We start from the raw sequence: 20042 nt of genomic DNA, 5'->3' as shown, positions 1-20042 counted from the left end.
TGTGCCTGTGCCTGTGCCTGTGCCTGTGCCTGTGCCTGTGCCTGTGCCTGTGCTGTGGGCAGTGGGCGGCTGACAGGGGTTACAGAGGCCGCAGAAACAGGCGTGGTAGCGCTGGCGCTCTGCTGCGGCATAGGTGGAAGAATCAGATCTTGCATAAAATACAGCACACCGTTGGACTGCGGAATACCCGTAACCCATAGGTGAGACGTCATGCCCTGCCCATTACCAATAACAACTTGGCCAGACTGATTATCCACCCACGCGGAAAGCAACTGGCCATTCAGAGTAGGAAGCCCGACAGACTGGGTAGGAGAAGCCAGAGCAGCATGCTTGATTTTGGCCAGAGGCCAACGCCCTTTAACAATGGTGTAAGACAGCATTTCCTTGATAACAGCCGTATTATCCGGGCTTGTCAGTTTGTCGCCTGTTTGGGCGTTATAGGTTTCTAGTGCTGAATTCGGAATGCCAAAAACTGTAAATGGCCCACTCCGTTGTAAGGTGGTTAACAGGCCAGTTGTATTGAGCAGATGGGTGTAATCTGCCATTTCCAGAGAACTCGGGAGTGTATCCGACAGCGGGCGGTCACAAAAAGCCGGTGTTTCCGGGTTGGGGTAGGCAACCCGGCTATCTGGAGCGCTTTTTGGTTCTACCTCTCGGGTCTGGCTTGGTTTTGCAGGTGCGTAAGTGCGTGTGCCCGAAACTGTTGGCATCATGTACGAACAGGTTGAATTGGCAACTTTATACGTATCCTGCCGTGCGCGGCTTTGTGTACAGCCGCCAAGTGCCAAGGCGGCAATGCCTATGGCTGCGGGTGCAAGCGCACGTGGGTTAAAGGCTGTTCTGTACAGAACATGCTTAAGGTGCATGGATGTCTCCCAAAAGATCATGCCGCTAAAAGAAAGACTGGCTTCATGAAGTAGAAGACTGCACCGGGCATACTCAGCACCCGTCTCCTCGCATTGTCCAGGCTGTTACAATACCGTTTACCAGTTCAAACGTAGTCTGGCAGGTATAGGTATAGGCTGTGCCCATGCCACCCCCCATACCGCCCCAGCCACCATCCCAACCGCCCATACCCCAGCCGGGGCCGTATCCGCCCCAGCCACCCCAGCCGCCATCCCATCCCCAACCGCTCATGGGCATGGTGTAATCGGTTTGCTGGTTGATATAAGCCAAAAAGGTGTGGTTACCGGCAACAAACTGCCGCGTGGGTACGCCAAATGTGCGCACCACATCAGTTGTTTGCTTGCCGATCATGGAATCAAGCTGGCGCCGTTCCTTTTTGCTAGGTACTTGGCAACCCGTTAGAGCCAGAGCGCCCAGCAGCAGGATAAATCTTTTATGCATCATGGCAGCTCTGGCTCCCGCCGGTAGTATTGTAACCGGGCATCATACGGATAAATGTTAAACAACATATTATGGTTGCGCCAAATGTTGCAGACTAACCGTTTATCCACAAGACGTTCTGTATACGTGTTGTGCCGCAAGCCAGCATAACCAACCTATCAAACCCCAGTGCAATGCCAGAGCAGGCAGGCATATGGGGCAGGGCGCTTAGCAGTTTTTCATCCACGGGCCATTCTGGACGGTTGGGGTACAGAGTTTGGCGCTGCTGGCGGTCGGCCTTAAAGCGGGCACGTTGTTCTGTGGTGTCTGTTAGTTCTTCAAAAGCGTTCGCTAACTCCATGCCTGCGGCATAAAGTTCAAACCGTAGGGCAACGCGCGGGTCTTGTGGGCTTTTGCGCGCCAATGCGGCTTGGCTGGCAGGCCAATGGGTTAGAAAAGTGGGGCGCGTACGGCCAATGGCCGGTTCTATCCGCTCCATCAACAGGCGGAAAAAGAGGTCTTCCCACGTTTCCCCCTCACGCAATGTGCAGCTTGCTGCTTTTGCCAAGGCCTGTGCATTTCCTTCTGTGGGCAGCAGATCTACACCCGCATGGCGATGGAAAGCTTCTTGCATTGTAAGCCGCTCAAACGGCCCAGATATGCTCAGGCTGTGGTCTGAATGCTGAAGAATCGGCGGCAACACCGCTTGCAAAAGGGCTTCGGTTTCATCCATCAGCCCTTCCAGTGTCATGTTGGGTTGGTACCATTCCAGCATGGTAAATTCGGGGGCATGGAGGTAACTGCCTTCTCCATTCCGCCAGACACGCGCAAACTGAAAAACAGGTAGCCCAGTGGCCGCCACAATACGCTTCATGGCAAATTCCGGGCTGGTGTGCAGGAACAGGTTTTGTTGCATGCCATCAGGGGTTTCCCGCACGGTATGGAAAGGTTGCAGGTGCACCTCTTCCCCCGGTGTGGGCACGGCGTAAGGTGTTTCCACTTCCACGCAGCCGCGAGATTCCAGAAAGGCACGCGTCCCGCGCCAAACCAGATTGCGGCGCAGCAGAAAAGGAAGCCGGTCAAGAATATGATCGGGGTCTTTTAGACCCGGATTGGGCTGAACAGTTGCAGAGTCTGACATGAGGGGAGTAGAGGCGTGACATGTCTTTCCCGGTCAAGCCCTCTTTTTCACGGCGCAAAACACTGCGCACCCCGGATGATCTGATAGCAGCCGGTTTGGTGCCTCCTCAACAGCATGAGATGCTGGACGATGTTGCCCAACATTATGCTACGGCCATTCCGCCAGCTTTTCTGGATTTAATCACCTCGCCGGATGATCCGATAGGCGTACAGGTTGTGCCTTCTGCGCAGGAATTGGAGATTGCACCAGAGGAGCGTTCCGACCCTATTGGTGATAATGCACTTTCACCCGTTCCCGGCATTGTGCATCGTTACGCAGATCGGGCGTTGCTGAAGCCCTTGTTGATTTGCCCGCTTTATTGCCGATTCTGTTTTAGGCGCGAGCATGTGGGGCCAGATGGCGGTGTGTTGGATGATGCCGCGTTGGAACAAGCACTGGAATGGCTGCGTACACATAAACAGATTCGCGAAGTGATTCTAACGGGCGGAGATCCGCTTATGCTCTCTCCGCGTCGGCTTGGTCATATTGTAGCAGAGCTTTCACGCATGCCGCATGTCACGACCATTCGTGTGCATAGCCGCGTGCCCGTAGCGGATCCAGAGCGGGTAACAGACGCCCTGCTGGATGCGCTGGAAACAAACAAAGCTATGTGGATGGCCGTGCACATCAACCATGCGCGCGAGATGTCGGAACCTGCACGCGCATGCCTTAAGCGCATTGTGCGCAGGGGTATTCCGCTATTGGGGCAGTCTGTTTTGCTGCGTGGTGTGAATGATAGCGAACAGGCGTTGGAAGACCTGTTCCGTGCCATGGTGGAAACGCGCATGCGCCCGTATTACCTGCATCAGCTAGACCCAGCCCCCGGTACGGCACATTTTCATGTGCCTGTAGAGGAAGGGCAGCGCCTGCTTGGGGGGTTGCGCGGACGTGTCACCGGTTTGGCATGGCCGCTTTATGTGCTGGATATTCCCGGAGGGTACGGCAAGGTGCCCTTGGGGCCTGAATACGTGCAAGGCCCGCAGCAGGTAAAAGACCCTAAGGGAGAAACCCACAAGCTGGACAGGCTATAGGCTTACTCGCCTATAGCTGCACCGCCGGGGTGGCGTCTGTCATATCCGCCAAAATAGGGCGGTGCTCCTGTGGTTTGGTCTGTTAAGCGCGGGCTACCGGCCAGAATACCCTCCGGTATGCCCCATGGTGCATGCGGGGCAAAATGATAGCCCTCATGCTCCAGCGTGCGCTCTACAGCCGAGGAGACTGCGCCGGATTCTATTTCCACCGCATCGGGCATCCACTGCTCGTGCAGGCGTGGCAGATCAATGGCCTGCTGGATATCTAAGCCATAATCCACAACGCCCAGAATAACAGACAGCACAATGGTAGGAATGCGAGAGCCACCGGGGCTGCCTATCACCATAATGGGTTTGCCATTGCGGGAGAGGATGGTGGGTGTCATGGAAGAAAGAGGCGTTTTGCCCGGAGCAATGGCATTGGCTGTGCTGCCGGGAATACCAAACATATTGGGCGCGCCGGGTTTGATGGAAAAATCATCCATCTCATCATTCATGAAGATGCCAGTGTTGCCACCAATCACTTTGGCCCCAAACCACCCGTTCAGTGTGTACGTGGTGGAAATGGCAAAGCCATTTTTGTCCATGACAGAAAACTGAGTAGTTTCGGGTTTTTCGGCAGAGGCATCCCCGGCTTTCAAGGATGTAGAAGGCACGGCGTGGTCTGTGGGGATATGTGTCCGTATTTCGGCTGCGTAGGCTGGGTCTAGCAAATGTTGGCTGGGGTTGGGCACAAAAGCTGGGTCACCCAAGTCACGCCTGTCAGAATAAGCGTGGCGCATGGCTTCAATCTCGCGCTGTAAAGCGGGAGCGGTATGCAAACCAAGGGTTTGCATGTTGTAGCCACCCAGAATGTTCAGCATTTCACACAACGCAACGCCCCCCGCGCTTGGGGGCGGTGCGGTTTCTACCTCCAACCCACGATAATGACACGTTAGCGGAGGGAGTTCGCGCGGTGCATAATGTGCAAAATCCGCAAGGGTGAGGATGCCACCGTTTTTGCGAGAAGCCTTTACAATGGCGTGGGCAATGGGGCCTTTGTAAAAAGCATCTGCACCGTGGCGGGCAATCTGCTCAAGCGAGTGGGCGAGGTCTTTTTGCACCAGCTTGTCTCCCACCTGTAGGGGAGAGCCATCTGGGCGCAGAAAAATAGCCCGTGCGTAGGGGTCTTTACGAAATGCCTCAGTAGAGGTGTTCAGAAGCGCTACGTCTCCGGCTTCCAGCGTAAACCCTTCACGCGCAAGCCGAATGGCCGGGGCCAGCACGGCCTGACGCGGCAATTGGCCCCAGCGTTTATGCACTTCCTCCAGCCCCGCAACGGTGCCGGGAATGGCAACTGCTTTCCATCCTATTACGGATTGATCGGGCAGCACATTGCCATGCTCATCTAAAAACATAGTGGGGGTGGCAGCGGCAGGGGCTTTTTCCCGAAAATCCAGAAAAACGCTTTGCTGTTTGCCCGGTGCACGCAGCAGCATAAAGCCACCGCCCCCTAAATTGCCCGCGGCAGGGTAAACAACAGCCAGTGCATAACCCATAGCTACGGCGGCATCTGCGGCGTTGCCACCTTGGGCCAGAATGCGCGCGCCTGCTTCGGATGCAAGGCGTTGGGCAGAAACGGCCATGCCATGCGCCCCACGTGTAGGGGCTAAAGGTGGCAACTGGTCAGGCTGCGTTGTGCTGAATGCCAGCGGGTCTGGTGCAGATGCTACGGGTGCAGCAGCCCATAGTGGCTGTATGGTAGTCGCCCCCACTCCCATACAAAGCATTGCCATCGCCACCAAACGGGACGGAAGGGAAGAACGCTGTATGGGAGCAGGCATAGGGGCTTATCCTTTTACGGGGTAGGGCGGGCAGGTATAACCGGCAGGAGAAAGGGTGAAGATTTCATACCCTTTTTCGGTTACGGCCAGCATATGTTCAAACTGGGCAGAAAGGGAGCGGTCGCGCGTAACGGCTGTCCATCCATCTTCCAGAATTTTCACATCTGCTTTGCCAATGTTCAGCATGGGTTCAATGGTAAACACCATGCCTGCCTTCAGCTTCATGCCCTCGCCGGGGCGGCCATAATGCAGGATGTTGGGCTCAGTATGAAAGGTCTGGCCAATGCCGTGGCCACAGAAGTCTTCCACAATGGAATAGCGGTGTTTTTCTGCATAGCTCTGGATGGCGTAGCCAATATCACCCAGCGTGGCGCCGGGGCGTACGGCTTCAATGCCGCGCATCATGCTTTCATAGGTTGCGGTAATCAGCTTAGCAGCTTTGATAGCAACCTTGCCCACCGTGTACATGCGGCTGCTATCACCAAACCAGCCGTTCAGTTTTGGGGTGACATCAATGTTAACGATATCCCCTTCCTGCAGAACACGATCACCGGGAATGCCGTGGCACACAACATGGTTGACGGAAATGCAGCAGGCCTTGGGGTAACCACGATAATTCAGCGGGCCGGGTACGGCATCATGCGCCAGCGTGTATTCATGAATAATACGATCAAGTTCCCCAGTGGTAACGCCGGGTTTGACGTAAGGGGTAATCATATCCAGCGTAGAAGCTGCCAGACGCCCGGCAGCACGCAACATTTTAAAATCTTCTTCAGTATGCAGAATAATTCCGCCTCTGCCGGCCATAATCGCGCTCCCTAAATTTTGCAGGCGTTAAACGAGTCAGCCGCAAGATGGAGCCAGCAAGCAGCAAAGGCAACCCGCTTATGCTGCTGCGGATTGCCTAAGCAGAAAGAATCGGCAGAAAAAAACTTAGGTGTGGTTATGCGCTGCGCGGTGTTTGGCGGCACTTTTGGAAGATGTAGCCGTTGCAGGCCGCACCTTGACGCCAATCAGCCGCACATGGTGGCCCCCAGAAACCGGCATGGCCAGCACGTGTCGGCCACGGCGTGTTGCAGGGGCTGAGGCCACTTCCACCACCCGGCGGTGGGCAGATGCTGCCATGATAAGGGCATGATGGTTGCGGGCTGTGCGTGTGCCAACCTGAGCGCGAGCTAGCATAAGAGGCCGTGCAACGGGGGCCACACCTTCTGCATCAAACCCACGGTCTAGCTGATTAGCCATAACTAATGAGCGTTGGGTATTGCTGGAAGCCCCCATCACTACGCCTACAAGCCGCACATTGTCGCGTATGGCGGAGGTCACTAGGTTGCGTCCGGCTTCCTGCGTGTAGCCGGTTTTCATACCATCCGCCCCTGCATACACTTTCAGCATAGGGTTGTGGTTGGGAATGATCCGGCGGTGAAAGCTGAAATACGGCGTTGAAAAATAGTGATAATATTCCGGAAAATCAGCAATCAGGCGGCGGCCCAAGGTGGATAAATCACGCGCGGTTGTCATCTGGTCTGGATCAGGTAGGCCAGAGGCATTGCGGAAGGTGGTGTTGCTCATGCCCAAGTAATGGGCCTGCTGCGTCATCATAGCGGCAAACTGAGGTTCGCTACCGCCACCAATCAGCTCGCCTAATGCGCAGGCAGCATCGTTGGCGGATTTGGTAACAAGGGCCAGAATCGCCTGCTCAACAGTCAGATGGGAACCGGGAACCAATCCGAGTTTGGAAGGTTCCATAGTAGAAGCATGGATGGAAACGGGTACAGCCTGATCCAGTGAAATGGCACCAGCGCGCAGGGCGTTGAATGTCATGTACAGGGTCATCAGCTTTGTCAGGCTGGCTGGATAGCGGCGGAGATCCGGATCATCTTGCGAAAGAACAGCGCCAGTGCGGGCATCTACCACAATAGAGCTTAACTGCCCCGCATACTGTGCATGTGCTTTACCGTAAGTGGCTGTGGTGCCAACGGCCAACCCTGCCAGCAGGCCAACCCATTTACGTAAAGAGGGCGCTTTTTTACGTTTCAGCTTGGGCAGCTTATTGTTTTCTGCCGTTGTTGCGTACCGCATGACTGTCCTGTTTGCCACTGCCACCCCCACCTGCTTCCTGCAGGGTTACTATTCCGTCTGCCGCTTAAGATCGCAAGCCCACGTCTACATAAATCTGGAAAAATCCGAATCAGGGTTTCAGTTTTAGCGGCGTGGTAGTGTGTATATTTTCGTGTGTTCTGCCTATGTGGCACAAATATGGCAGTACACTAGGGCAGAGCCACGTTATAAAGGTATAGCGTGGTATGCCCTCTTCCATATGGGGTTGCCGTAACCAATATGGTGGAAGATACAGCCCCATGATTTTGTCTGACCTGCTGCCGGAGTTTGCCCATAATGGTTCTGCATCGCGATCCTGTTTTGCATACGGGTAATGGGCCTTTGCGCCGTGGTGGAAGCACGGATTCTTCGGATGATGGTGCCGATATTGGCGTGGTGGTGCGGGCTAAGCCCAAAACCCGCAAGCCTGCCATGTACAAAGTGCTGATGCTGAATGATGATTACACCCCAATGGAATTTGTGGTGTACGTGCTCGAACGTTTTTTTCAGAAGAATCGGGAAGAGGCCACAGACATCATGCTAAACGTGCATCGGCGTGGTGTTGGGGTGTGTGGTGTGTTCACTTATGAAGTAGCAGAAACCAAGGTGGCGCAAGTTATGGATCTGGCGCGGCAAAACCAGCACCCACTACAGTGCACGATCGAAAAAGACTGATCACTTCTGCAACGTTATTGCTAAAAAACGGCATGGTACGCGTTTTTTACGCGGAATAAGACTCGCATTTCCTGAAGAAGCAGCCAAATATGATAACAAGGGCTGCGGGTATGGTGGGTAGCGTTGCTGCCGTGCCTGCAATGTCTGGGGAAAGGAGCGTCTCGTCATGTTGTCACGCAATCTCGAACAGACTCTACATCGGGCGCTCATTCTGGCCGGTGAACGGCATCATGAATACGCCACGCTTGAGCATCTGCTTCTTGCCCTGGTTGATGATGCGGACGCCGTTACGGTGTTCCGGGCGTGCGGGGTGGATCTGGATCGCCTGCGCACGGATCTGACAGGTTTTCTGGATAAGGATTTGGCTGGGCTGGCATCTGATCGGCCAACAGAACCAAAACCCACCGCCGCGTTCCAGCGCGTTATTCAGCGGGCTGCTATTCATGTGCAATCTACCGGGCGGGATGAGGTAACAGGTGCAAACGTGCTTGTGGCCCTGTTTGCAGAACGGGAAAGCCATGCGGTGTATTTCCTGCAATTGCAGGATATGACACGGCTGGATGCCGTTAACTTTCTGTCTCACGGTATTGCCAAAGCGCCGGATCGGTCTACGCGCCGCCCGGTAGCGGGTACGGAATCCAATGCAGAAAAGGGTGAAGAACCCGAACGGGCTGAAAGCAAAAGTCAGAAAGGCAATCAGGATGCACTTTCTACTTATTGCGTCAATCTGAACGATAAGGCGATTGCCGGTAAGGTGGACCCGCTTATCGGGCGCGATACGGAAATTGAGCGCACCATCCAGATTTTGTGCCGCCGCACCAAGAACAACCCGCTTTATGTGGGGGATCCGGGTGTGGGTAAAACTGCCATTGCGGAAGGGCTTGCCCGCCGCATTGTGGAAGGTAACGTGCCGGAAGTGCTGCTGAAATCCACCATCTATTCGTTGGATATGGGCGCATTGCTGGCGGGCACACGCTACCGTGGTGATTTTGAAGAACGCCTGAAAGCTGTGGTGACAGAGCTGGATCAGGATCCGCACGCCATCTTGTTTATTGATGAAATCCACACCGTTATTGGTGCGGGTGCCACATCAGGCGGCGCGATGGATGCATCAAACCTGCTGAAACCAGCGTTGGCAGCGGGCACGCTGCGTTGCATCGGTTCTACAACTTACAAGGAATTCCGGCAGCACTTCGAAAAAGACCGTGCACTTGTGCGGCGCTTCCAGAAGATTGATGTGCCTGAACCCACCATTGATGATGCGGTGAAGATTCTGCGCGGCCTGAAAGGCAGCTACGAAAAACACCATAAAGTGCGTTACACGGAAGAAGCCATTCGCGCGGCAGTGGAACTGTCTGCCAAGTACATTCATGATCGCAAGTTGCCGGATAAGGCGATTGACGTGATTGATGAGGTAGGCGCTTCGCGCATGCTTCAGCCTGAAGGCCGCCGCCGCAAGACGGTGAACCTGAAGGATGTGGAAGATATTATCGCACGTATTGCCCGCATTCCACCCAAAAGCATTTCTGCGGATGACAAGGAAGTGCTGCGCTCTTTGGAACGCGATCTGAAAGGAATGGTGTTTGGGCAGGATCAGGCTATTGATGCCCTGTCTGCCGCCATCAAGCTGGCACGTGCTGGCCTGCGTGATGTAGAAAAGCCAATTGGTAACTACCTGTTCTCTGGCCCCACTGGGGTTGGTAAAACAGAAGTGGCCCGCCAGTTGGCAACGGCGCTGGGGATTGAGCTGGTTCGCTTCGATATGTCCGAATACATGGAGCGGCATTCTATCTCTCGTCTGCTGGGTGCGCCTCCGGGGTATGTTGGTTTCGATCAGGGCGGTTTGCTGACGGATGCTATTGATCAGCATCCACACGCAGTGCTGCTTTTGGATGAAATAGAAAAAGCACATCCCGATCTGTACAACGTATTGTTGCAGGTTATGGATAACGGAAAGCTGACGGATCATAACGGCAAGACGGTGGATTTCCGCAACGTCATCCTGATTATGACCACCAATGCTGGTGCATCGGATATGAGCAAGGAGGCCGTGGGCTTTGGCCGCCAGGTGCGTGAAGGTGAGGATGAAGAGGCCATTAAACGCCTGTTCACACCAGAATTCCGCAACCGCTTGGATGCTATTATTCCGTTTGCACACCTTTCGCCTGAAATTGTGGGGCAGGTGGTTGAAAAATTTGTGCTTCAGTTGGAAGCACAGTTGGCAGACCGCAACGTAACCATCGAATTGTCTTCCGCTGCCAAGGAATGGCTGGCAGAGCGCGGGTATGACAGGTTGTATGGTGCACGGCCTTTGGGGCGCGTTATTCAGGAATCCATCAAGAAGCCGCTGGCCGAAGAACTGTTGTTCGGCAAGTTGGCAAAGGGTGGAGCTGTAAAAATTGGCCTGAAGAACGGTGAGTTGGCGTTTGATATTGTTGAAAGCAGCGGTGGCTCTTCCAGCAATGGGGAAGATACCCACGGCAGCGAACATGAGGAAGAAGCAACGGGCTAATTGAGCTTAAGCCACGTGCGTAAATAACAGCAGGGCCGCCAGAAAATATCTGGCGGCCCTGTTTGTATATGCTGTGTGAGTTTGAAAAAAGATCAGTCGTATTTTGTGCCGTTAACTGTAACGGAACCCGGAATTGGCCAAGATTTGCCAGTGCCACGGTGTGTCCAGTCAATGCCCTGCTTACGGTAGGAATCGTAATAGTAACGGCCTACTACTTCCACTTGGTCTCCCTTATTGACCCACGGCCATGATGGCGTGTGCATTTCATCCAGATTGGTTACAATCCGGATAGAAATGTTGGGGGCGACTGTTACGTAAAAATATCCATGCCACCCACTGCGGGTGTGGCGCGCCTTGGGGCTTACAGCGCGTACGGTGCCGCAGATATGGACGGGCGTATCCCCTTTGGCGCCACCGTTTTCATAGTCCTGCTGTTTGCTCAGAAAATCCTGATTGTTGCAGGTTGCGGGCATAGAGGATGCAGCAGGAGCTTCCTGCTTCCATCCCCATCGCGCTTGCGCAGGAGAGGAAAGGAAAGAGGCTGCCAAACCCGTAAGGCCTGCCAGCATAAGGGCGGGAAAACGTGAAGATGTCATGAAAATTCAGTTCTGTGGTGTGGGGATCTGGCCTTTTTCAGCCAGAAGATGGGCGCGGTAATCATCCAAAAAGTGCTCAACCTCTGGCACGGGTTTGGGTGTAACCTGATGCAGATTTCTAAGGGCGCGAATAATGGTGCCAATAACTACAAGGCGCGCATACCATTTGTGGTTGGAAGGCACGATAATCCACGGTGCATAAGGGCGTGCTGTTTCAGCAATAGCATCCTGATAAGCTGTGGCATATTCTTTCCAAAACTCGCGCTCCCTTAAATCTGAAGGGGAGAATTTCCAGCGCTTTTCCGGAATATCCAGCCGGGCCAGCAGGCGTTTACGCTGCTCTTCGGGTGAGATGTTCAGGAAAAACTTAAGAACCACAGTGCCCTGTCGGCTCAGATAATGTTCCAGATGGCGGATATCGCTAAAGCGGCCCTGCCAGAACTCGGGGGTATTTACATCTCCAGTGAGATGGGCATTCTGGAGCAATTCCGGGTGCACGCGGGTTACCAGCACATCTTCGTACTGGCTGCGGTTGAAAATAACAATCCGCCCTGCCTGCGGTGCCGCAGCATGGATACGCCATAAAAAACCGTGCTGAAGCTCAGTAGGGCCGGGTTGTTTGAAGGATGTTACGGAAACCCCCTGAGGGTTCACGCCAGACATCACATGTTTGATAGTACCATCTTTGCCCGCGGCATCCATGCCTTGCAAAATAATCAGCAGGGAATGGGTCTGGTTGGCGTAAAGAAGTTCCTGCAATATTTGCAAAAGACTTTTGACTTTGCGTAGCAGAAGTTTTCCATCTGCTTTTGTCAGGCCCAGATTGCCATCATCGTTCGGATTGTGCGCGCTCAGCTTGAACTTGCTGCCGTCCGTAACATGATAGCTGTCTAGCGCATCCAGAAAGCGCGAAAGGGTATTCATGCTATAATTGCCTTACAAAATATTTGCCCTTCACGAATTGCGGTGGGGCATATGTCAGTCATAAAGGCAGGTTCAATCTTGTCAAAAAAAGAGGCGCTTCTCATATTCTTACTATGAAATCCGTAAATTCTTCTATTCCTGTGCAATCCGAGCCAGAAGAGGCACAATCTCTTGCAGGTATGTTGCTGGTTGCTTCCCCCATGTTGGCGCAAACACCTTTTGCTCAGAGTGTGATTTATGTATGCGCACATGCGCCAGATACCGGTACCATGGGGCTTGTGGTGAACAAACGTTTGGCAGTGGCCAGTTTTGATGAGCTACTCACCCAGCTTGATATCCAGCCTATGCCTCCGGTTAGGCGAATTGGTTTGTGCGCAGGGGGGCCGGTAGATGCCGGACGTGGCCTTGTGTTGCATTCCGCTGAATGGGAAGGGGAGAATAGCCTGAGTGTCAGCCCAAATATTGCCCTGACAGGCAGCGTAGACGTTCTGAAGGAAATTGCCGCAGGCAAAGGCCCGCAAGAAGCCCTGTTGGCTATGGGCCATGCCAGTTGGACAGCCGGGCAGCTTGAAGAGGAAATTCTTCAGCAAGATGCGTGGCTGGTGGCACCCGCCACGCGGGATATTGTATTTGGAAGTGACCATGCAGCCAAGTGGCGGCGTGCCTTGGCTTCTATCAATATTGATCCATTGCGCCTGAGCGGGCAGGTGGGGCATGCCTGATGGCAGGCGCGACTGCTGCTTTAAGATCAAAGAGATCGTGATTGGTCAGACAAGGCAGGTTCCACAGGTTTTCTGGCCCAACGCCAAGATGTAATACCTTGCCGGGCCAGTTCACGGTGCATGACCATAATGGGCCATTTACCCGCACCTTCATAGCTGCCCATTCCATCCGGGGCGGAAAGTCTTTTGGCCAAGGCTTCTACAAGGGTTACGGAGCGATGCCGCCCACCCGAACATCCAATAGCAATGGTGGCGTATTTCTTGCCTTCCTGCACAAAGCGCGGCAGCACCAGTTGCAGCATGGCGTGAATTTGGTTCAGGAATGTCAGGTAATCGCGGTCTTCTGCCACATATTCCGCTACATCAGCATCCAGCCCGGTTTTTGGGGCCAGTTCGGGCACATAATGCGGGTTACGTAAAAAACGGGCATCAAACACAATATCGGCTTCCCGCGGCAGGCCCGCAGGATAAGCGAAGGACATTAAAGCTACGGTAAGGCCTTCCTGTGCGCCACCAGTCCAAGGGCTGAAGCGGCTTTCTACAAACTGGCGCAGCTCTGGCGGGGGCATATCTGTTGTATCAATCACCAGATCAGCCGCAGCCCGTAGGGGAGCCGTTAGGGCTATTTCTTCTTCAATGCCTTCTTTAATGCTGCCGTGCGGTGCCAGCGGATGGCGGCGGCGTGTTGCCGTATAGCGGCGTAACAGCACGCTTTCATCTGCTGTGGCATAAATCAGTTCAACACGCAGGTGTGGGTTCATGCGCAGGCGGGCCATGGCTTCCAACACGGCGGAAGCATCAAACCCACGGGTGCGAGAATCTACCCCAATGGCAACGGGGCGTTCTGCACGGGCTACAATATCATCCAACATTCCAAGTGGTGGATTGTCGATAACTTCGTGTTCCAGATCTTCCAGAATCCGCAGGATGGAGGATTTGCCCGCCCCAGATAGGCCGGACACCAGCAGAATGCGGCGTGGTGCAGGCGTATCATCTGCCGTAACCATGAACGGCTTTTCCTCTCCATCTTGAGGCTGGCAGGTGCTGGTTGATAATGCACAAAAATGCCAGAACCCGGAATCAGCCAGTAAACCTGTTAAGCGCTTTGCTGCGCCACTTTACTGCAGTTTGACCCGTTGTGAGAAGGCATTATCCTCAAGGCAGGCATCACTTCGTAACACATCGTTGCGTTTTGTGACGTAAAACAAGGCGTTTGTTACGAAAGAGAAAATTGCGGTTCGCTCCTTCTTGCCCTACGTCCTGACATTATCATGACGCAAAAACAACAGGCAGATAGGGCTTTGGTGAAACAGCATATACCACATCTTAAACATATAACGGGTGGATTTGTTCTTTCAGGCATAACGGCTCCGCATATCAAGGGGCTGGATATGGCAGAGCAGTGCCGTGCGGCGTTGGAGCAGGGGGTAGAGCTTCTGGCCAAGCAGGGGCATGCCTTGCATGATGTCACCCATATTCTCTGCACAGTTGCTGATGCTGAAAACTTTCCTTCCTGTTTTCCTGTTTTCAGGCAGTTTTTTCCTTCCATTTCCCCCATCATGACACTGATGTGGCTGAAGGATGCACCATCTTCCCAACCCAAAATTATTTTTGAACTGGTTGTGCAGGAAGAAATGACAGAGGTGCAGGAAGAAGATTACGCCTTCTGAATGCACCCAGTTTTGCCAAGCTAACGGGTTACAATAACCCGTGGAAGCTGAATGGTAAAACAGGCCCCAATAACCTGCCCACTCTGGTTGTGCAGATTATCAACAGAAATCGTGCCATGCAGGGCTTCTATAATCTGCCGACTGATAGAAAGCCCCAGACCTGAGTGTTGGCCAAAATTTTCATTCTTTGGGCGCTCGGAATAAAAGCGGTCAAAAATCGAATCCAGTTTGGCTTGCGGAATACCCGGGCCTTCATCCGCCACAGAAATGGTGACCATCTTGCCCGTTGGCAGAGCCGAAAGGGTAATGTGGCCATTGGGCGGAGAAAAGGAAATGGCATTGCCGATCAGGTTGCGCAAAACCTGCACAAGCCGGTCTTCCACAGCCAGAACTTCCAGGGGGCTTTCTGGGCTATCACCTTGCACATTGGTGTGCACAATGGGTTGTCCCTCCTGCCGGGTGGCCTGCTGAATTTCCGCCAGAACAGAAAGCAGCGGCGCAATGGCAACAGGTTCAGCCTTTGCGCGAGACATTTCTGCATCCAGACGGCTGGCGTCTGAAATATCGGTAATCAGCCGGTCCAGCCTGCGCACATCATCATTGATAATGGTGAGTAGGCGGCGTTGCTGGTTCAGGTCTTCAATACGCAGTAGTGTTTCAATAGCCGAGCGAATGGAGGACAGCGGATTTTTGATTTCGTGGCTAACATCGGCGGCAAAGCGCTCAATGGCGTCCATCCGCTTCCACAACGCTTGCGCACTGGCCTGCAGGGCACGTGCCACATCGCCAATTTCATCACGCCGGGCCAGCAGTCGTGCGGGCACGGTGCCAGTGCGGCCTGTTGCATCACGCATAACTTGTGCTGATGCGGCCAGCCGCAACAATGGTCGCGCAATGGTGAGAGAGAGGTACCACGAGAGCAGTACCGTCAGCACAAGCGCCATGAGAAAAACGGATAGAATGGAAGACCGAATGGCAAACAGGGAACGATCAACTTGTGAGGCCACGCGGGTAAGCTGAATAATGCCAATGGTGCTGCCATCGTGCATGACGGGCTCAGCCACCGTAATAATCAGGCGCCCGCGTGCGGTGCGCCGGATATAAGGCGGTGCTTCCAATGGAGGAGGAGGCGGAGCGCCTTTTGTTCCGATGGTCGTGCCAGAGGGCCGGGCGGGAATATCTTCCTCATCCGTATTCAGCGTGACGATGCCCGAATTATGGTTTCCCCATAACCACGTGAGGAACCGTTCATAAATGCCGGGCTGCGTGGCTGGAGGAAAAGGAATGGTTTTGACATGCTGCTCATTGCGCGGTGTGGCTGGGGCGGGCTCTGCCGTTTCGGGCCAGTCTGCCAGATTGTCAGCCACAAGGCGGCCATCTGGGCCAAACAGGCGGGCATGGGCGTTGGGGCTTGGTTCTGTAAGCCGCAGCAGCAGTGGGCGGGCCAGAGATTCTTCCAGCACATAGCCACGGTCCTGCGGGTTAGCAGCGTGGGGGTGTGTGGTGCGTACGGCACTTTGCCCCAGCGCGCCCGCATAAATTCGGGCCTGTTCACGCAGGGCCGTTACTTCTGTTGCCAGAAGGCCGTTCCGAAACTGGTTAAGAAACAGAATGGTAACGCCCAACAGGGCAATAGGCAGAATGTTAACCAGCAAGACCCGCCGCATCAGCGGAGAAACCAGCCGTGTGCGTGAGGCCTGATAAGCCGCTGTGGCTTCTATGCTGCCTTTGCGGGGTTTGTTACCCGGCATGGACAGATAATGCAGGCCACCAATGCGGCCTGCCAGCGCCTTGAAAAAAGAAGGGGCGGGCTGGCTGGTCATGAACCGTGATCAGTCTTCCCGATATCGGTAACCGATACCGTACAGAGTTTCGATCTGATTGAATTCGTCATCCACCTGGCGGAATTTTTTACGCACACGCTTGATATGGCTGTCTATGGTGCGGTCATCCACGTACACGGTGTCACCATATGCGGCATCAATTAGCTGATCGCGGGATTTTACCAGCCCCGGCCGTTGGGCCAGTGTTTTTACCAGCAGAAATTCCGTTACGGTTAGGGGAACATCTTCCCCTTTCCATGTGCATTTGTGGCGCAGTTCATCCAAGGAGAGGTTGCCACGCACCAGCGCGCCACCTGTTGGCTCACCATTGGCTTCTGCACGGCTCACTTCATTCCGGCGCAACAGAGCGCGAATGCGCTCTAGCAGCAAACGTTGGGAGAACGGCTTGGTGATGTAATCATCCGCCCCAAGGCGCAGGCCCATAAGCTGGTCAACTTCCTCGTTTTTAGAGGACAGGAAAATGACAGGCAGGTTGGAGCGGGTGCGCAAGCGTTGCAGAAGTTCCATGCCGTCCATGCGGGGCATTTTGATATCCAGCACTGCCAGATCAACCGGGTAGGCCGTTAAACCCTGCAGCGCCGATTCGCCATCTGTATATGTGCGAACATTGAAGCCTTCTGCCTCCAGTGTCATCTGCACCGATGTCAGGATATTGCGGTCATCATCCACCAGCGCAATTGTCTGCTTGGTGCGCTCTGTCATTGTCTGCGTTGTCCTTCCCTGCTGCCATGCGAGCAAGCCCTATAGACTAGGCCCTGCCATCCTATCCTGCCAAGTGCCCCTGTCCAGAATCGGCCAGCTTTTTTCAGCATTGTGTTGTTAGGGCATAAAATCATGCGCATGGCAGGGGTGGCGGGTCTTGTCGGCAGCGTTTGTGTTGCTTACTTCAAAAGGCATGACTCACGATACAGATCCCACACAGGTCGAAACGCCGGCAGCACAGCCGGTCCCGGCCGAGCAGACGGCTCCGGAACACGAAGCTGCTGCTGAAGCTGCGCAGAACGGTCAGGCAGAAGGCCCGGAAGCGCGTATTCACGAACTTGAGCAAAGCGTTGCCGAATTTAAGGAAAAGTGGCTGCGTTCAGAGGCTGAAAACCAGAACCTGCGCGCCCGTGCCAAGCGTGATCTGGATGATGCCCGCCAGTACGCCGTGCAAAAATTTGCGCGTGACGTTGTGGAAGCCGCAGAAAACCTGCGTCGTGCGCTGGCCAGCCTGCCGCCTGCGCAGGAAGGCGAAGATTCTGTGCTGACCAAAATGCGTGAAGGCATTGAAAGCACAGAACGCTCCTTCATTTCTATTCTGGAGCGCCACGGCATCAAGTGTGATGATCCGGCAGGTAAGCCGTTTGATGCCAACCTGCATCAGGCGATGGCAGAACAGCCGAGTGCTGAGCACGAACCCGGCACGGTCATGCAGGCTTGGACGCCAACATGGACGCTGCACGGGCGTTTGCTTAAGCCAGCTATGGTGGTGGTTGCCAAAGCTTCCTGATCCGGAGGTTACGGCATGGCGGCAGGTAAAAAATCCTGCCCGCCAAGGTGTTTTCCCTTCTTGAAAAAGAGAAAACGCCACCATACATCAGGTTTATCATTCAGGCCTGCTTCCATACCCTAATTAAGGGAGAGCAGGCGGGTAAATGAAAGCAAGGGCCTTTTCTGGTGCTTCGGGCCAGATGGGGTCGCTGAAAGGGAATATATAATGAGTAAAGTTATTGGTATCGACCTTGGTACGACCAACTCCTGCGTTGCAGTGCGTGAAGGTAACGAAACAAAGGTTATCGAGAACAGCGAAGGCGCCCGCACCACCCCGTCTATGGTGGCTTTTACCGAAGGTGGTGAAATGCTGGTGGGGCAGGCTGCAAAACGTCAGGCAGTTACCAACCCGTCTAACACTTTCTACGCTGTGAAGCGTCTGATCGGGCGTCGTTTTGATGATCCGACAGTCCAGAAAGACAAGGAAATGGTGCCCTACGCCATCGTTCAGGGCGATAATGGTGATGCATGGGTTGAGGCGCGCGGCAAAAAATATGCCCCCTCACAGATTTCCGCCTTCGTTCTGGGCAAGATGAAGGAAACGGCTGAATCCTATTTGGGTGAAAAAGTTTCTCAGGCTGTTATCACGGTTCCGGCTTACTTTAACGATGCCCAGCGCCAGGCCACCAAGGATGCAGGTAAGATTGCTGGCCTTGAAGTGCTGCGTATCATCAACGAACCCACAGCGGCTGCTCTGGCTTACGGGCTGGAAAAGAAAAGCGGTGGCACCGTGGCTGTGTATGACCTTGGTGGTGGCACGTTTGACGTTTCCGTTCTGGAAATTTCTGATGGCGTGATCGAAGTGAAGTCCACCAACGGTGATACGTTCCTGGGTGGTGAAGACTTTGATAACCGCATCATCGGCTATCTGGCAGACGAGTTCAAACGCGAACAGGGTATTGATCTGCGGTCTGACAAGCTGGCTCTGCAGCGTCTGAAAGAAGCAGCAGAAAAAGCCAAGATCGAGCTGTCTTCCTCCAAGGAAACAGAAATCAACCTGCCGTTCATCACGGCTGATGCATCTGGCCCGAAACACCTTGTTCTGAAGCTGACCCGCGCCAAGCTGGAAAGCCTTGTGGACGATCTGGTGCAGCGTACGCTGGAACCCTGTAAGGCAGCGCTGAAGGATGCTGGCCTGTCTGCTTCTCAGATTGACGAAGTCATTCTGGTTGGCGGTATGACCCGTATGCCTAAGGTTATCGAAACGGTTAAAGGCTTCTTTGGTAAGGACCCTGCCCGTAACGTGAACCCCGATGAAGTTGTGGCCATTGGTGCTGCTATTCAGGGTGCCGTTCTGAAGGGTGATGTTAAAGACGTTCTTCTGCTGGACGTAACCCCGCTTTCTCTGGGTATTGAAACGCTGGGTGGTGTGTTCACCCGTCTGATCGACCGCAACACAACCATCCCGACCAAGAAAAGTCAGGTGTTCTCCACGGCGGAAGATAACCAGAACGCCGTGACCATTAAGGTCTATCAGGGCGAACGCGAAATGGCAGCTGACAACAAGCTGCTGGGTAACTTCGATCTTACGGGTATTCCCGCAGCACCGCGTGGCGTGCCGCAGATTGAAGTGACCTTCGATATCGATGCCAACGGCATTGTGTCTGTGTCTGCTAAGGACAAGGCAACCGGTAAGGAACAGCAGATCAAAATCCAGGCTTCTGGTGGTCTGTCCGATACCGATATCGACAAGATGGTGAAAGACGCTGAAGCGAATGCTGAAGCCGATAAAGCCAAGCGTGAGCAGGTAGAACTGCGTAACAATGCCGAAGCTCTGGTGCATCAGACTGAAAAGTCTCTGACCGAAGCTGGTGACAAGGTTCCGGCTGCTGAAAAGAGCGAAGCAGAAAGCGCCATTGCTGCCGTTAAGGCCGCTATGGAAGGCACAGATGCAGAAGCTCTGAAAAGCGCAACCGAACGCCTGACACAGGCAGCCATGAAAGTGGGTGAAGCCGCTTATAAGGCTGGTCAGGCTGGTGAAGCAGCTCCGGAAGCAGAAGCTGCAAAGCCGGACGAAAAAGAGATCGTTGACGCTGACTTTGAAGACGTGAACGACAGCAAGAAGTCCTGATCGGACGCTATGCACAAGGGTGACTATGTGACAAA

General features: G+C 54.1%; 18 protein-coding genes. 7 read left to right on the top strand and 11 right to left on the bottom strand.

Going from position 1 to position 20042, the window contains the following annotated elements:
- The 3 genes from FKW19_RS00930 to epmA form a co-directional block, all read right to left on the bottom strand.
- On the bottom strand, positions 1-887 hold an 887-nt coding region (locus FKW19_RS00930), incomplete at its 3' end, for a fasciclin domain-containing protein (RefSeq protein WP_150179099.1).
- A gap of 52 nt (positions 888-939) precedes the next feature.
- A complete protein-coding gene (locus FKW19_RS00925; protein ID WP_089178452.1) occupies positions 940-1350 on the bottom strand; it encodes a hypothetical protein in 411 nt (136 codons plus the stop codon).
- Positions 1351-1441: 91 nt separating this feature from the next.
- Positions 1442-2467 (bottom strand): EF-P lysine aminoacylase EpmA, encoded by a 1026-nt coding sequence (gene epmA, locus FKW19_RS00920; protein ID WP_006116828.1) that lies wholly within the window; start codon positions 2465-2467, stop codon positions 1442-1444.
- Positions 2468-2487: 20 nt separating this feature from the next.
- On the opposite strand from epmA, the gene FKW19_RS00915 reads away from it, so the two are divergent.
- Entirely contained in the window at positions 2488-3537 is a 1050-nt protein-coding gene (locus FKW19_RS00915) for a lysine-2,3-aminomutase-like protein (RefSeq protein ID WP_089178453.1), read from the top strand.
- Between the two features lie 2 nt (positions 3538-3539).
- Here FKW19_RS00915 and ggt read toward each other — a convergent pair whose 3' ends face one another.
- The 3 genes from ggt to FKW19_RS00900 all read right to left on the bottom strand — a co-directional run bounded on the left by ggt (position 3540) and on the right by FKW19_RS00900 (position 7442).
- A complete protein-coding gene (ggt, locus tag FKW19_RS00910; protein ID WP_089178454.1) occupies positions 3540-5360 on the bottom strand; it encodes a gamma-glutamyltransferase in 1821 nt (606 codons plus the stop codon).
- Between the two features lie 6 nt (positions 5361-5366).
- Positions 5367-6167, bottom strand: a complete 801-nt coding sequence (gene map / locus FKW19_RS00905; protein ID WP_063353396.1) for a type I methionyl aminopeptidase — start codon at positions 6165-6167, stop codon at positions 5367-5369.
- A gap of 126 nt (positions 6168-6293) precedes the next feature.
- On the bottom strand, positions 6294-7442 hold the full coding sequence (locus FKW19_RS00900; RefSeq protein ID WP_089178455.1) for a D-alanyl-D-alanine carboxypeptidase family protein: 1149 nt from the start codon (positions 7440-7442) through the stop codon (positions 6294-6296).
- A 315-nt stretch (positions 7443-7757) separates the two neighbouring features.
- Between FKW19_RS00900 and clpS the strand changes: the two genes are divergently transcribed.
- Both clpS and clpA read left to right on the top strand, forming a co-directional pair.
- Complete coding sequence (clpS, locus tag FKW19_RS00895) at positions 7758-8135, top strand: ATP-dependent Clp protease adapter ClpS (protein ID WP_081461458.1); 378 nt, start codon at positions 7758-7760, stop codon at positions 8133-8135.
- 166 nt (positions 8136-8301) lie between these two features.
- The gene (gene clpA / locus FKW19_RS00890) at positions 8302-10647 is read left to right on the top strand and encodes an ATP-dependent Clp protease ATP-binding subunit ClpA (RefSeq protein WP_089178456.1); all 2346 of its coding nucleotides are present in this window, start codon (positions 8302-8304) and stop codon (positions 10645-10647) included.
- Positions 10648-10739: 92 nt separating this feature from the next.
- On the opposite strand, the gene FKW19_RS00885 is transcribed toward clpA, so the two are convergent.
- Positions 10740-11243 (bottom strand): DUF3465 domain-containing protein, encoded by a 504-nt coding sequence (locus FKW19_RS00885; RefSeq protein ID WP_006116835.1) that lies wholly within the window; start codon positions 11241-11243, stop codon positions 10740-10742.
- Between the two features lie 6 nt (positions 11244-11249).
- Entirely contained in the window at positions 11250-12167 is a 918-nt protein-coding gene (locus FKW19_RS00880) for a polyphosphate kinase 2 family protein (protein ID WP_006116836.1), read from the bottom strand.
- Between the two features lie 113 nt (positions 12168-12280).
- Between FKW19_RS00880 and FKW19_RS00875 the strand changes: the two genes are divergently transcribed.
- Positions 12281-12889, top strand: a complete 609-nt coding sequence (locus FKW19_RS00875; RefSeq protein ID WP_035351181.1) for a YqgE/AlgH family protein — start codon at positions 12281-12283, stop codon at positions 12887-12889.
- Positions 12890-12915: 26 nt separating this feature from the next.
- On the opposite strand, the gene rapZ is transcribed toward FKW19_RS00875, so the two are convergent.
- Positions 12916-13896 (bottom strand): RNase adapter RapZ, encoded by a 981-nt coding sequence (rapZ, locus tag FKW19_RS00870; RefSeq protein ID WP_063353398.1) that lies wholly within the window; start codon positions 13894-13896, stop codon positions 12916-12918.
- A gap of 264 nt (positions 13897-14160) precedes the next feature.
- On the opposite strand from rapZ, the gene FKW19_RS00865 reads away from it, so the two are divergent.
- A complete protein-coding gene (locus tag FKW19_RS00865; protein WP_089178457.1) occupies positions 14161-14559 on the top strand; it encodes a RidA family protein in 399 nt (132 codons plus the stop codon).
- Positions 14560-14579: 20 nt separating this feature from the next.
- Here FKW19_RS00865 and FKW19_RS00860 read toward each other — a convergent pair whose 3' ends face one another.
- Complete coding sequence (locus FKW19_RS00860) at positions 14580-16382, bottom strand: ATP-binding protein (RefSeq protein WP_006116840.1); 1803 nt, start codon at positions 16380-16382, stop codon at positions 14580-14582.
- A 9-nt stretch (positions 16383-16391) separates the two neighbouring features.
- Positions 16392-17105 carry a response regulator transcription factor gene (locus FKW19_RS00855; protein ID WP_003623821.1) on the bottom strand — a complete coding sequence of 238 codons (714 nt, stop codon included), beginning with the start codon at positions 17103-17105 and terminating at the stop codon, positions 16392-16394.
- 193 nt (positions 17106-17298) lie between these two features.
- On the opposite strand from FKW19_RS00855, the gene FKW19_RS00850 reads away from it, so the two are divergent.
- A complete protein-coding gene (locus FKW19_RS00850) occupies positions 17299-17895 on the top strand; it encodes a nucleotide exchange factor GrpE (RefSeq protein ID WP_089179867.1) in 597 nt (198 codons plus the stop codon).
- Between the two features lie 207 nt (positions 17896-18102).
- Positions 18103-20007 carry a molecular chaperone DnaK gene (gene dnaK, locus FKW19_RS00845; RefSeq protein ID WP_006116843.1) on the top strand — a complete coding sequence of 635 codons (1905 nt, stop codon included), beginning with the start codon at positions 18103-18105 and terminating at the stop codon, positions 20005-20007.
- The last annotated feature ends 35 nt before the right edge of the window (positions 20008-20042 follow it).

This window comes from Acetobacter sp. DmW_125128 (assembly GCF_008704325.1).
In the GTDB taxonomy this organism is placed as follows: domain Bacteria; phylum Pseudomonadota; class Alphaproteobacteria; order Acetobacterales; family Acetobacteraceae; genus Acetobacter; species Acetobacter oryzifermentans.
The sequence above is the reverse complement of the archived record's forward strand: the minus strand, read 5'-3'. Positions and strand labels throughout refer to the sequence as shown.